The sequence below is a fragment of the Duganella sp. 1411 genome, from assembly GCF_017833525.1.
Classification (GTDB): Bacteria; Pseudomonadota; Gammaproteobacteria; order Burkholderiales; family Burkholderiaceae_D; genus Rugamonas.
On record NZ_JAFICD010000010.1, the window covers coordinates 177,853 to 191,350 of the forward strand.

The window sequence follows — 13,498 nt, forward strand, 5'->3', positions numbered from 1 at the left end:
CTTGTTGATTAATGAGTAAATAATTTGAGCACCTGTCCACTTAACACGGCCCGCTGGTCTAAGCTTGCCGTGGCTGATTCAACATCTTTCTCGAATCCCATACGCATATTAGGGTAACGTGTTGTTCCTTCCAGATCAACACGAATGTGAGTGCCCGCGCAATATTTGTTAAAAACAGAACAGTTATCAGGCATTTCGGCGCCAAATCCGCACAATTTCGGTCCCAAACTCGTCATGGCGCGATTCCGGCCCGCCTTGGCCATTGTTACAATTTGTTGCCACAGATACCGCTTAGCCACTGTTCCTGCCCCGCCAACGGGAATACCATAGGAACCATGCAATATCAGAACCCCTGATAAGACACCCTGACTGAACGAGGTACCAAATGAACTTGCAAGCCAAATTGATTGCATCCGTACTTTGCGTGAGCGCCCTGCCTTTCGCCCAGGCCGCCGACTTTGAAGATTTCGGCCGGGTGGTGCGCGTCACCCCGCAAGTGGAGCAAATCAACCGCCCGCGCCAGGAATGCCGCACCGAATACGTCCAGGTCCAGCAGCCGGCGCCACAACGCGGCGTCGGCGGCGCCATCATCGGCGGCTTGATCGGCGGTCTGGCCGGTAACCAGGTCGGCGGCGGCAGCGGCCGCTCGGTGGCGACCGCCGCCGGCGCCATCGCCGGCGCCGTGGTCGGCGACCGCGTCGACAACCAGAACCTGCCCAACAGCGGCGGCGTGCAGGAACAGCAGGTCAAGCAGTGCCGCACGGTCGACCACTGGGAGTCGCGCACTTCCGGCTACGAGGTCACCTACGACTACCGCGGCCGCAACTACACCAGCGTGATGTCGTACGATCCGGGCGAGCGCGTGCGCCTGCGCGTGGTGGTCGAGCCGATGCAGCGTTAATCCCCGCCGCTTCCGCAATCCCCCTCAATGCCGGTCGATTGACCGGCATTGCCGTTTTTGGCTTGCTTTGAGGTAAGGCAAAGCGGGATAATGCGCACTGGCCTCCCGCTTCCCTTCCCTCCCCATGCTGATCAAACGAAAATCCATCGAAAAAGAAGAATCCTCCCGTCCGGCGCGCAAGGCCAAATACGCGCCGGTGACCTTGTCGGAACAGGACGGCGTGCGCTATCTGCATTTCGGCACGGAATGGGTGCAGGGCGCGATGCGCATCCGCAAGCCCAACTGGCCGGAGCTCGAGTATGCGCAGCAAATGATGGCGTGGATGCTGTGGCTGCCGGAGCCGGCCGCCATCGCCCAGCTGGGCCTGGGCACGGCCACCTTGACCAAGTTCTGCCACGCCAGCTTCCCGTCGGCCTCGGTGACGGCGGTGGAACTGAACCCGTCGGTGATCGCCATCTGCGCCTCGATGTTCAAGCTGCCGCCCAACGATGCCCGCCTGCGGGTGCTGGAGATGGACGCGCTCGACTACGTCAACGACGCCGCCAACGCCGGCGCGCTCGACGTGCTGCAAGTCGATTTGTACGACGCCACCGCGCGCGGGCCGGTGCTCGACAGCGCCGAGTTCTACGAATCGTGCAACGCCTGTTTGACGGACGACGGCATCATGACGGTCAACCTGTTCGGCGACCACCCGAGCTACGCGCGCAACATCAAGGCGATCAAGTTCGCGTTCGAACAGGTGGTGTGCCTGCCGGAAGTCCATGATGGCAATGTCGTCGCCATCGCCTTCAAGCGCAAGCGCGCGATCGATGTGGATGCGTTGGCCGGGCGCGCCGCGCAAATCGTCGCCGACACCAAACTACCGGCCAAATCATGGGTCAAAGGATTGACGCAAAGCCTGGCCACGGCATAGGCAATGCCACGTAAACACGTAGGGCGGATTAGCGCAGCGTAATCCGCCAATGCGTGCGCCGCCGGCGGCCCATGCATGGCGGATTACGGCGTCCCGCCTAATCCGCCCTACGTGTTTCAGAAGCCATCAAGGTAAGCAGTCGCAGTCGCAGCACCGTTCCGCCCAACTTTTGAAAGTGACCGCAACGATGTCTTCCGCCCAGCCCGCCACCAAGTCCTCTCCGCTCGATCTGCAGCAGATCTACTCCTGGCTGCTGGCCGACAACATGATCCGCAAGACCGAGGTCAAGGAGCTTTACGCGCAAAGCCAGGCCATCCTTAAAAACACGGTCGGCCCGATGCATCCGCTGTGCGCGGTGGCCCACGCCAAGCTGCTGTCGGCGCAGCCGCCGCACAAGCTGCTGACCCTCGACGCGCTGTGCGAATGGCTGGCGCGGCGCACCGGCCTGCCGTTCATCCGCATCGACCCGCTCAAGATCGACTTCACCAAGGTGGCCGACGTCATGTCGGCCAGTTACGCGGCGCGCTTCAACATCCTGCCCGTCGAGCTCACGCACGACACGCTGGTGGTGGCCACCGCCGACCCCTGCTCGGTCGAATGGGAGGCGGAAATCTCCAAGATCTCGCGCCGCGCGATCCGCCGCGTGATCGCCAATCCGCTCGACATCGCGCAATACACCACGCAGTTCTTCAGCCTGGCCAAGTCGATCAAGAAGGCCAACAAATCCAACGGCAACGACCTGTCGCTGCGCAACAACTTCGAGCAACTGGTCGAGCTGGGCAAGATCAACAAGCAGGTCGACGCCAACGACCAGCACGTCATCAACATCGTCGACTGGCTGTGGCAATACGCGTTCGAACAGCGCGCCTCGGACATCCACCTCGAACCGAAGCGCGAGATGGCGGCGATCCGCTTCCGCATCGACGGCGTGCTGCACCAGGTCTACCAGGTGCCGGCGGTGGTGATGATCGCCATGACCGCGCGCATCAAGCTGCTCGGACGCATGGACGTGATCGAAAAGCGCCGCCCGCAGGACGGCCGCGTCAAGACCCGCACCGCCGGCGGCCAGGAGGTCGAGCTGCGCCTGTCGACCCTGCCCACCGCGTTCGGCGAAAAGCTGGTCATGCGCATCTTCGATCCGGACGTGGTGGTCAAGACCTTGCCGGAGCTGGGCTTCCCGCTCGACGACGCCGAGCGCTGGGACGCGCTGACCAAGCGGCCGCACGGCATCATCCTGGTGACCGGGCCGACCGGCTCCGGCAAGACCACCACCTTGTACACGACCTTGAAGGCGCTGGCGACATCCGAGGTCAACGTCTGCACGGTGGAGGACCCGATCGAGATGGTCGAGCCGGCCTTCAACCAGATGCAGGTGCAGCCGGGCATCGACCTGTCGTTCGCCGACGGCGTGCGCGCGCTGATGCGGCAGGACCCGGACATCATCATGGTCGGCGAGATCCGCGACCTGGCGACGGCCGAGATGGCGATCCAGGCCGCGCTGACCGGCCACCTGGTGCTGTCGACCCTGCACACCAACGACGCGCCGTCGGCCGTGATGCGGCTGCTGGAACTGGGCGTGCCCTACTACCTGCTGGAGGCGACCCTGATCGGCATCATGGCGCAGCGGCTGGTGCGCACCTTGTGCGCCGACTGCAAGGCCGCCGACGGCGAGCTGGGCGACGAGCTCTGGCACAGCCTCGTCGGCGACTGGGCGCTGCCCAAGCCGAAGACGATCTACCGCCCGGTCGGCTGTCCGGAATGCCGCCAGACCGGCTACCGCGGCCGCACCGGCCTGTACGAGCTGCTGACGGTCACGCCGGGCTTCAGCGAGCAGGTGCGCGAGGAGACCGACATCCAGGCGCTGCGGCGCCAGAGCGTGGCCGACGGCATGAAGCCGCTGCGCATCGCCGGCGCGATGAAAATCCAGGAGGGCGCGACCACGGCCGACGAGGTGCTCAAGGTCACGGCGGCGCTGGGGATGAAGGAAACAATAAAATGATTTCAGAAAACCCTTTGCACTTCGCGGAGGGCTGTATATAATACGGCCTCTTTCGGGGGTCGTTAGCTCAGCTGGTAGAGCAGCGGACTTTTAATCCGTTGGTCGCAGGTTCGAATCCCGCACGGCCTACCACCGAATTTTAGCAGTACAGATCAGGCTTACCCGCTTCGGCGCGTAAGCTTTTTTTGCGTCCTCATATGAGGAATATTCCCCAGATGGGGAATATTTTTCAGCGAGAAAGTAAAAATCTATCCCGATGCAATCACCGAGGAATGGCGACCCTGGCTATAACCGGATTTGAAACAGAGTAGTTGTAGTTATACAAAAAGCCGGCGTAGGTCATATTGTGGGAACCATCGGCAGCAAACGTATTTGCCGAATTTGCGGAGATGCCATATGAAGCATCTCCGCTCCCCAGGCTCCAGGTCCATCGAATCGCGCCCGTAGGTCCCAACAGCACCGAGTAGCTATACGATGCCGAAACAGGCGACAAGGCCGGTGACGTCATCGGACCTTGGCTCCATCCGCTCAGCAGCATATTGCCGTCTCCGTCGAGCGCAACGCCTGCGTTTTGCCCCGTACTCGCAGCGCCACCAAACCCGCTGGCAAACAGCAGCGTACCGGCGCTATTGAGTTTTAAGCCAAACGTATTATTCTCGTTGGACTCGAACGGCGGCAGTACTGGGTTAGTGGGGCTACCGCCATAGTTTCCTCCCACGCCGATATTGCCGGCGGCATCCGTCGCGACCGATATGCATTGCATCCCACCGCTGTAACTGCCGAAATTTTTTGCCCAAACCAGACCGCCAACGCTATTGAGTTTGATCACGTAGCAGTTGGTCCCGGCAGGGGAAGGAAGTGCGGGCGTGGTCATCACGCCACCCCAGTAACCGCCGGCGATGACGATATTCTGCGCAGAGTCTATGGCAACACCATTCGCAACGGCGGCTGTAGTGGCTCCGCCAAATCGCTGTGCCCATAGCGTATAGCCGGAGATATCAACCTTTATCACAAACGAGTTATATCCCGCGAACGCACTGTTGAACATCGCCAATGAAGGATTGGTGAGATTGGCTTTGTTGAACTGCCCAACGGCGACCGTATTGCCGGCGCTGTCTTCAGCCAACTGAAAGATCGAGGCATTAGCCAGGCTGCCGCCATAGTTTCTGGCCCAAATCATGTTGCCGTTGGCGTCCATCTTCATCAGGAAGGCGTCCGAATTGCCGATCTTCAACATATATGGCGTGGCGACGTTTCCGCCCGAGAAGTCGCCGCCGACAACGACGTTTCCTGACGAATCCAATCCTATCGTTTTGCCGAAGGTCGACGCGGTTGTGCCGCCATAATTGCGTGCCCACAGGACCACACCTGCAGGGTCAAACTTAGCGACAAACGCATCTTGTGGGCCGATGGCTGATAACGTAAATCCTCCCATGACCATGCTACCGCCGAGCTTGCTGAAATTTCCGGTCACATAGGTGTTGCCGAAGGCATCGGTGGTAGAGGCCGCCGCACGAGTGGAATAGCCTGAACCTTGAGCGTTCTTGGCAAATACGTCGATGAATGTTCCGGCTTGAGCGGGAGACATTCCAAGCAGTGGCAAGATAGCTAGCGGGAAGAGAACTCCGGTCAGGTGGTTTCGGATGCGTTGGTGGGCTCCTGTAGTGCTGCGCAAAAACGAAGTATAAATTTTTTTTAATAATTGCTGCGTTGATAAATGCATCCAATGCTCCGAAGTGAGTGTGTCAGTGAAAATACAAAAGGTCACTAAAAATTGCCCATGTGCACGTATTTAGGATGACTATTTTACAACATCAAGTGCATCTGTAACGATAATTTTCCGCTGAGTCAGCGTCGGGTAGAATATGTAAAATTATTCCCCATCTTTTTTTCTGAAAGCTGGTGTTCATGCGGGTTCTGGCCTGTTCCAGGTGCGGACTTTGAATCCGTTGGTCGCAGGTTCGAATCCCCGCACGGCCTACCACCGAATTCGCAGTACCAGATGAAGCAGCCACGAGCGATCGTAGCTGCTTTTTTTGTCTGGGCGAACCGTTTTACCCCCCTTCCCCCGCCGCCCCGCCTGACAAACGCTCACGCGATTGAGAGAAGACGCCAACCGCACGTGGCAGACGTGGCCGGCTGCTATGATTGCCTAATTGAGCAGTGTATTTGATAACACTTATCGCCGCCCGCATTTTCCCCTAGCGCAAGCCACACGCCAACGCTCCACATTGATTGGTGACCGAGACATGAGCAACCGGACGACGTCAGCAGCCTGGGTGAAAGGGATCCGGGACGTGTTGCAGGATGAGGGACTGGACGTGCGCTCGCTGTTTAGCCACGCCGGGCTGGATATGTCCCAGCTCGGCAATCCGGAGATGCGCTATCCCACCGAACAAGTGAGCCGGCTGTGGAACCTGGCGGTGCAACGCTCCCGCAACGCCATGCTCGGCATCGCGCGGTCCCGTTGCGCCTCCGTCGCCAACTTCGACGTGGTTGGCTACGCGATGATGTCGTGTTCCAATCTACTGGCCAGCCTGGAATGCCTGGTGCGCTATATGCGCGTGGTGAGCGAAGCGGCCTCGCTGGTGCTGCGCCCGGAGGCGGGTCGCTATTCGATCGAACTGACCTTGTTCGGCGGCGAGCTTGCCGTGCCCCGGCAGCGTAGCGAATTCAGTCTGCTCACCTTGCTATCATTCCTGCGCTGGATATCCGGACGGCCGATCGCGCCGCTGGTGGTCGAGTTCAGCTACCCGGAACCGGCGCATCCCCAGCCCTACCAGGATGCCTTCCGGAGCCCGGTCCGCTTCAACGCCGACGCCAACCGCCTGGTGTTGTCCGAGCCCGACCTGAGCGTGCCCCTGCCCACCCACCATCCGGCGCTGGAACAGTTCCATGCCCAGTTCGCCAGCCAATGCCTGGCGCGCCTGGACAACCACCGCATCAGCCGCAAGGTGGGCGAGCTGATCGCGCAAAAGTTGCAAGGCTGGGAACCACGGCGCGAAGAAATCGCGCGGCTGCTGTGTCTGGGCGACCGTACCTTGCGGCGGCGCCTGGAGGAGGAAGGGACGACGTTCCAGAAGATACTGGACGACACCCGACGCGATTTGGCGCGACACTATTTCGCGCTGCAGCGTTACTCCGCCGGGGAAGTCGCCTACATGCTCGGGTTCACCGACCAGGGCACGCTGTTCCGTGCCAGCCGGCGCTGGTTTGGTGTGTCGCCGAAGCAGTATCAAGCGCGTTGCTGCGCGCAATAATGCCGCCGCCCCGCTCCGGTCAACTTGCCGGCGGCGGCTTGGTCTGGCGCATGCCGTTCATCATTTCCTGCGCGCGCTCCGCCTTTTGCTCCGACGTCAGATTGGGATCGTCCTGCGCGGCCATCAAACCGATGAGCTTGCGTGTCATCGCCTCCTCTTCGCCGAACATGGCCTGCGCCGCCTCCGCCCCCAGATAAGAAACCCGCAGGGTGTGCAAACTGTCGAGCAGTTTCAAACGTTCCGGCTCCGTCTCCGGCGCGGTTTCAGGCGGGATGGTATGGGTCAGCGCCTTCGCGTATTGCTGGAATTGCCCCGACAGCACCTTCAGCTCCGCCGCCGCCTGCGGTGGCAGGGCTTTTGCCGCCTTGTCCAGGTTGGCCGCCAGCGTTGCCGGATCTTCCTCGAGTAATAGCTTCTCGAGGTTCGCATGGGTATCGGCGTTGAGGACCAGCTTGCCCCGGCTATCGGCGGCAAAAACCGGGGGCGTCATGGTGCTCAATGGCGAGGCCATGTCAGCCGAGTTCGCCGACGAAACCACTGCGGCCCAGGAGTTGAGCTGGCCGTTGCCGCCACCTTGGGCCGGCGCGCCGCCAGAGCCCGCCGCAGCCGGCACGGCGTGGGCAGCCGCGCGGCCATCGCCGTCGGCAGGCCCGTCGCCGGACGCGACCCAGAATATTCCCACTGCGCATGCCGCCGAAGCGATCGCGGCGACGATCCATTTTGTCATTTTCGTGCCCATGTTCAGTCCGTCGGGGGCGCGGAGCAAGCAATCCGCAGCCCCCGATTTCACTCAATCAAAAAGGTCCGGTGGAGCGGAAGGTGGCGAAGCGCGTATCGCCATTCAAGAACTGGCTGTAGCGCGTGTCGCCGTCAAGGAAGCGCTTCATCCACGCCACCTGCGTGTAGCTTGCCGGTTGGCTGGCCGTCCCCGGGAAGTAATGGTCGGCGCCCTGTATCACGCCGATCAATTTCTTCGTTGTCGCCGGCGTGGCGTTGTAGAACACGCTCGAATGCACCGATGCCGGCGCGACCGTGTCGGCAGTGCCGGCCAGATACGCCATCGGCACCGCCGAGCTACCCACGTTGTTGGTCAGCGACCATGGCGCGAAGGCCACGCCAGCCTTCAGTCCCGGGGTCATGCCAGCTGCCAGCATCGCGCCGCCGCCGCCCATCGACCATCCGGACACCGCTTGCCGGCTGGTGTCCATCTTGCCCGCCACCGGTCCCGTCGTCAGGGCCGTGACCGTGCGCAGCGCGGCCAGCAATTGGTTGGCGCGGCTGGCCGGATAATCGTACACGGTGTTGGTGTTAATCGTCACCACCACGAAGCCGTGGGTTGCCAGCCGCCGGCTGATCAACGCGATCGAAGTCTGCGTGGCGGTGAACCCGGGGCAGACCGCGACGACCGCATACTTCCCGGCCGTGTTCGGGGAGTACACGGTGCCGCCACCGAAACCACTGCCGCGCACCGTCTGGGTGGACACCGCGAACGGCCCGTCGGCCTGGACGCTGCTGAAGGTCGGCGCGGGACCGTTTTCGATGGCGAAAGCGTGGCTCGATGCGCACGCCAGCAGCAAGGCGGCAACGCCGGATCGCGTCATATTAAATCGTTGCATTGAATGCTCCTGATAGATGATTGAATGGCTGTCTCTTTACTACCCATTTGTTTTTTTTGGCAAAGACGGGTCGTTCAGACCGATGTCTTTACGTAGTGAATTGTCAACGATCGCCGCGAACGGCCACTGGCGCACCGGGACAAACTAGTGGCTTTGGACGGCCAATCGCGGCCTTTTCGCGGCGCTATCGGCCCGGCGCCTTGCCGGGATGACGGGCCCGGAAATCGGCGACCAACGCGGCGGCGGCATCGAACATCGCCGCTTCGGCGGCCAGGCAAGCGCGGCGTTCGCGCGCGATGCGGTCGCGGTTGTCGTTCCAGTTGGCTGCGTTCAGCCGGAAGCCGAATTCACCGGTCCCGGACGCGGCGCCCGCCGCGCCGAATACCCTCGCCAATATCCGCTCGCCGAGCGCGGCCTTGAAGTGTCCCGACTCCCAGTACCAGCGCGTGGCGCGGACGACATCGCCCCTGGCCGGTATCGGCTCGCATTGCGGCGCGCCGTAGCCGCTGAAGTCCCACAAAACGATGCGCGCCCCGGGATGCGCCGCGTTGACGGTGGCGATCTCGCGCAGCAGCCGCAGCTTCCACTGCTCGAACACGGGCCACAATCCGGTCTGCTCCATCATCGCCATCAACTGCGCGTGGTAGGGATAGATGATCAGATGGATGTCGGTCTTCCCGCGCGCGGCGGCGTCCAGCAATCCGCCCAGGTCGCGCCATTCGGAGGAACTGTCGCCGCGCGTGCGCGCGATGCCATGCGGCGCCAGCGAAAAGTTCCTGGCGTTTTCCAGCGCGCGCTGCTGAAACAGCGAGTGGTAGCCGTCCTCGCGCGCGAAGCGCAGATAGTCGTGCAACGGGTTGAAGCCGTGCGCGGTCATGGTGCCGGCGTCCGGATCGCGCTGTATCCTCAGCGTCGTCACGGCGTCGAGCAAGGCGTTCAGCGAGAACAGGGTTTCGACCTTCCAGCGCTGGCCGGCCAGGCCGCCGGGCGGCGCCTTCGCCGGGACCTCCGCGCTGTCCGGATCAAGTAGGAAATCGAAGAAGTCCACCCCCAGCAGCAAGGTCGACGGCGCCGCGCCGGCCGCCCGCAAATGCTCGAACTGCTCGCGCGAGGTGCCCACGCCGGTCCCCGGTATCGCCAGGTTGTAGGCCGGGCGCCGGGCAGCGCCCAGTTGTTCGCTGTCGGGATCGATACCGACGTCGACGCGCGAATTACCCATCAACACTGTGGCCGGGCGCAGCGCCTTCGCGCCGGCGAGCTTGATCTCCGATTGAAAATGTTCGGGGCGCGGCTTGACGGCGTTGAAGCCGGCGATGTCGACCAGCCGGAACAGCCGATACGGATCGACCACCACCACGAACAGGACGACCAGCAGCACGCCGGCCAGCAGCGTGGCGGCCATCCATGTGATAAATCCGGCGTAGCTGCGGTCCCCGGCCATGCGCGCTTCCTAAAATTGAAAATACAAAAACTCGGCGGGACGTCCCAGCGCCAGCAGGCAGGCCAGCATCAGCACACTGACGACCAGCGCCCAGCGCCGGTTGGGCAGCCACGCCAGCGGCAACGCCGGCCAGGCCGGATACCCGCCCGCCGCCGGATGGTGGTCCAGCGCGGGCTCGTAACGCCGCATGATTTGCTGCGTGTTCGGCAGCAGGAAGCAGATCGCCGCCGCCACCAGCACCCACGACCAGGTCTGCACGAAGCGCGTGCCGCCGCCGACGTAAAAGCTCACGCCCAGCCGGTCCATCAACGGCCGCAGCGCGTGCAGCGGCGCGGCCAGCGATTCCGGCAGCGCCACGCCGCCATGGCCGCACAGCGCGCCGACGATCGTCACCGCGCGCGAAAAATCGGTGGCGCGGAAAAACACCCACGCGTAGCAAACGGCGGCGAAGGTCAGCGCCATGCTGGCCAGCCGCCACGGCAGCGACGCCGTGGGCAGCCGCCAGCGCGCGGCCAGCGCGGCCCACGCGTGGTTGACCATCAGATAGCCGCCGTGCAGCAGGCCCCACACGGCGAAGTTCCAGCCGGCGCCGTGCCACAAGCCGCCCAGCAGCATGGTCAACATCAGGTTCAGGTAGCGCCGCACCGGGCCGCGCCGGCCGCCGCCCAGCGGGATGTACAGGTAGTCGCGCAGGAAGCGCGACAGCGTCATGTGCCAGCGGCGCCAGAAGTCGATGATGTTGACCGACTTGTACGGCGAATCGAAATTGAGCGGCAGGCGGATGCCGAAGATGCGCGAGATGCCGATCGCCATGTCCGAGTAGCCGGAAAAATCGAAATACAGCTGGAAGGCGTACGCCAGCACGCCGCCCCACGCCACCAGCAAGCCTTGCGGGTCGGACTGGTTGAAGAAGAAGTTCGCGTGCGGCGACAGGTTGTCGGCGATCAGCACCTTCTTGGCCAGGCCGATGGCGAAGATGCTCAGGCCGATCGCGACGTTGGCGGCCGACAGGCGATAGCTGTCCCGGCGTTCGAACTGCGGCATCATCTCGGCGTGGTGCAGCACCGGCCCGGCGATCAGGTGCGGGAAATAGGTGATGAACAGCAGGTAGTGCAGGAAGCGGTATTCCTGCACCTTGCCCTGGTAGGTGTCGACCAGAAAAGCGATCTGCGTGAAGGTGTAGAACGAGATGCCGATCGGCAGCACCACATGCCACAGCGGCCAGTGCGTGCCGCCGACGGCATTGACGCCGGAGATGAAAAAGTCGGCGTATTTGAAATAAGCCAGCAGCAGCAAGTTGGCGGCGACGGCCAGCGCCAGCCAGCGCGTTTTGGCGGTGCCGAGGCCGTGGCCGATGCGCCGGCCCACCATATAGTTAAAGCCGATCGAGGCCAGCAGCAACGGAATATATTCCACGCTCCACCAGCCGTAGAAAAACAGCGAGGCCGACGCCAGCCAGGCGGCCGCCATGGTCTGGCTGCGGCGCGCCAGCGTGAAGTATCCCAGCGCTGTGATCGGCAGAAACAGCAGGATGAAGCTGAACGAATTGAAGAGCATATCGGTCCGGCATGGCTGGAGGGAGAGGCGTACACGACGCGGCGCGCGCGGTCCGGCCATGCTAAGACGAAATTATCTAATTGTCTATCAAAAAGAACACCAACTTCCGCGCCGCCGATTCGCGGCTATACTTCGCCCCATGAACGCCAAGGTGGAACAGCTATACCTCAAAACCGGTCGCGGCGAGCCCATGCAGGCCGCCGACGCGCTGACGCTGGTGGCCGGCCTCGGCGTCGACGGCGACCTCAACGCGCACCGGCTCAGCCCGCGACAGATGCTGGTGACCGTCGCCTCGGAGCTGGAGGCGCTGGCCCTGCCCGCCGGCGCGTTGCGCGAAAACCTCGTCATCTCGACCGCCGCGCCGGAGCACGTCAAGCCCGGCGCCGCGCTCGTCGGCGCCGGCGGCCTCGAGATCCGCCTGACGATGTACTGCGAGCCGTGCAAGCAACTGCTGCCGCTGGTGGCCGACCTGGCCGGCATGATCGGCCGGCGCGGCGTCCTTGGCGTGGTCGTCCGCGGCGGCCGGCTGCGCCGCGGCGAGGTGCTCGATCTGATCCCCGGCCGCCACCCCGCCCTGCCGGAATCGCCCTACCAGAAATTTCTCGATTTCATACCGACGATACCGCGCGGGAAGGTGGTGCGCTACGCCGATGTCGCCATGGCGATCGGCGCCGACCACAGTTTTGTGCGGGCGATTCCCGGCTACATCAAGCGCAGCCTGGGCGCCGACCTGCCGTCGCACCGCATCGTCAGCGCGCGCGGCCACTTGCTCGCGACCGTCCCCGACCAGGCGCGCAGGCTGGCGGCGGAAGGCGTGCCGGCGGCGAGCGCCGCCGTCGACCTCGACACCTTCCTGTGGCGGGGCGAGCCGGGTGGCGGCGCCTGCATGACGGTCGGCAGCGAGCGCACTGTTATACTTTCCAAAAGTTAAGTATATAAGTAACAGTGAAACAAAATAAAATGCACACGATCGAGCCGAATAAACCATGCTGCCAAGACGATTTCACGCCCCGCTGCTAGCCTGCTGGCTGCTGCTGGCGGCCGCCCCGGCGCCGGCGGCGACCGGGCCGGTGGTCTCGCTGCGGGTGGCGGCGCAGGCCGGCACCGATCCCAAATTCATCGATGCCGGCGACGGCCGCATCGTCGGTGTGTGCATCGATATTTTCCGCACCATCGAACGCATCGATCCGGGCCTGGTCTTCATCGGCGACCAGCAGTGGCTGCCGCTGGTGCGCGCCCATTCGGAAGTGGCCAACCATCAGCACGACGCGCTGTGCGCGATCCAGCGCACGCCCGAGCGCGAACTGCAATATACCTATATCGACCAGCCGCTGTTGCCGCTGCGCTTCCAGCTGCTCGCGCGCGCCGACGACGCCGTCGTCGTCCACACCTGGGACGACGTGCGCCGGCTGGGCGCGGACGGCGTCATCCTGACCAACCGCGGCTTCGGCACCACCGAGGCGCTCGAGCGCATCGGCGGCCTGCGCTTCAGCGCCAGCGCCGCCGATCCGCTCAACAATCTGCAAAAGCTGGTGGCGCGCCGTGGCCGGTTTTTCCTGCATCGGGGACCGGGGCTGAGAAGTTTCATCCAACGCTCGGGATATGGCGGCAAGGTGAAAATTTTGCCGCAGGTGATGTACCAGACCGAGACCTACATGGCCCTGGGCACCCACGTCGACCCGGCGGTGGTGGCGCGCGTGCGGCGCGCCGTGGAGCAGATGGAAAGAACCGGCGAGCTGGCGCGGCTGCTGAAGAAGTGGGATTGAGCCTTCCGCCGCGCATGGAAACTTGATTGACAGCAACCGCAGTTT

Annotated in this window: 12 protein-coding genes and 1 tRNA gene; 7 read left to right on the forward strand and 6 right to left on the reverse strand. The window is 63.2% G+C overall.

All coding sequences use genetic code 11. The features are described from left to right. Positions 1 to 8: 8 nt before the first annotated feature. Complete coding sequence (locus JOD97_RS31200) at positions 9 to 413, reverse strand: hypothetical protein (protein ID WP_209726765.1); 405 nt, start codon at positions 411 to 413, stop codon at positions 9 to 11. Between JOD97_RS31200 and JOD97_RS31205 the strand changes: the two genes are divergently transcribed. From JOD97_RS31205 to JOD97_RS31220, 4 genes are all read left to right on the forward strand, one after another. Beyond that, on the forward strand, positions 386 to 901 hold the full coding sequence (locus JOD97_RS31205) for a glycine zipper 2TM domain-containing protein (RefSeq protein ID WP_209726695.1): 516 nt from the start codon (positions 386 to 388) through the stop codon (positions 899 to 901). The two genes, JOD97_RS31200 and JOD97_RS31205, sit on opposite strands and share 28 nt — an antisense overlap. Before the next feature lie 124 nt (positions 902 to 1,025). Next, the gene (locus JOD97_RS31210; protein WP_209726696.1) at positions 1,026 to 1,814 is read left to right on the forward strand and encodes a spermidine synthase; all 789 of its coding nucleotides are present in this window, start codon (positions 1,026 to 1,028) and stop codon (positions 1,812 to 1,814) included. 187 nt (positions 1,815 to 2,001) lie between these two features. After that, entirely contained in the window at positions 2,002 to 3,813 is a 1,812-nt protein-coding gene (locus JOD97_RS31215) for a GspE/PulE family protein (RefSeq protein WP_209726697.1), read from the forward strand. A gap of 56 nt (positions 3,814 to 3,869) precedes the next feature. Then, positions 3,870 to 3,945: transfer RNA gene (locus JOD97_RS31220), tRNA-Lys, on the forward strand. A gap of 130 nt (positions 3,946 to 4,075) precedes the next feature. Here the strand turns inward: JOD97_RS31220 and JOD97_RS31225 are convergent. After that, positions 4,076 to 5,536, reverse strand: a complete 1,461-nt coding sequence (locus tag JOD97_RS31225) for a hypothetical protein (RefSeq protein ID WP_209726698.1) — start codon at positions 5,534 to 5,536, stop codon at positions 4,076 to 4,078. A gap of 556 nt (positions 5,537 to 6,092) precedes the next feature. On the opposite strand from JOD97_RS31225, the gene JOD97_RS31230 reads away from it, so the two are divergent. After that, a complete protein-coding gene (locus JOD97_RS31230) occupies positions 6,093 to 7,073 on the forward strand; it encodes an AraC family transcriptional regulator (protein WP_209726699.1) in 981 nt (326 codons plus the stop codon). Between the two features lie 19 nt (positions 7,074 to 7,092). On the opposite strand, the gene JOD97_RS31235 is transcribed toward JOD97_RS31230, so the two are convergent. From JOD97_RS31235 to JOD97_RS31250, 4 genes are all read right to left on the reverse strand, one after another. Next, positions 7,093 to 7,812, reverse strand: coding sequence for a lipase secretion chaperone (locus JOD97_RS31235; protein ID WP_209726700.1), 720 nt, complete (start codon positions 7,810 to 7,812; stop codon positions 7,093 to 7,095). A gap of 55 nt (positions 7,813 to 7,867) precedes the next feature. Continuing rightward, positions 7,868 to 8,689 (reverse strand): dienelactone hydrolase family protein, encoded by an 822-nt coding sequence (locus tag JOD97_RS31240; RefSeq protein ID WP_209726701.1) that lies wholly within the window; start codon positions 8,687 to 8,689, stop codon positions 7,868 to 7,870. A 184-nt stretch (positions 8,690 to 8,873) separates the two neighbouring features. After that, complete coding sequence (locus JOD97_RS31245) at positions 8,874 to 10,130, reverse strand: hypothetical protein (RefSeq protein ID WP_209726702.1); 1,257 nt, start codon at positions 10,128 to 10,130, stop codon at positions 8,874 to 8,876. A gap of 9 nt (positions 10,131 to 10,139) precedes the next feature. Further along, positions 10,140 to 11,687 (reverse strand): MBOAT family protein, encoded by a 1,548-nt coding sequence (locus JOD97_RS31250; protein ID WP_209726703.1) that lies wholly within the window; start codon positions 11,685 to 11,687, stop codon positions 10,140 to 10,142. 151 nt (positions 11,688 to 11,838) lie between these two features. Between JOD97_RS31250 and JOD97_RS33325 the strand changes: the two genes are divergently transcribed. Together JOD97_RS33325 and JOD97_RS31260 are read left to right on the forward strand one after the other, a co-directional pair. Further along, positions 11,839 to 12,618 carry an MGMT family protein gene (locus JOD97_RS33325; protein ID WP_209726704.1) on the forward strand — a complete coding sequence of 260 codons (780 nt, stop codon included), beginning with the start codon at positions 11,839 to 11,841 and terminating at the stop codon, positions 12,616 to 12,618. 55 nt (positions 12,619 to 12,673) lie between these two features. Continuing rightward, entirely contained in the window at positions 12,674 to 13,453 is a 780-nt protein-coding gene (locus JOD97_RS31260; RefSeq protein WP_209726705.1) for an ABC transporter substrate-binding protein, read from the forward strand. The last annotated feature ends 45 nt before the right edge of the window (positions 13,454 to 13,498 follow it).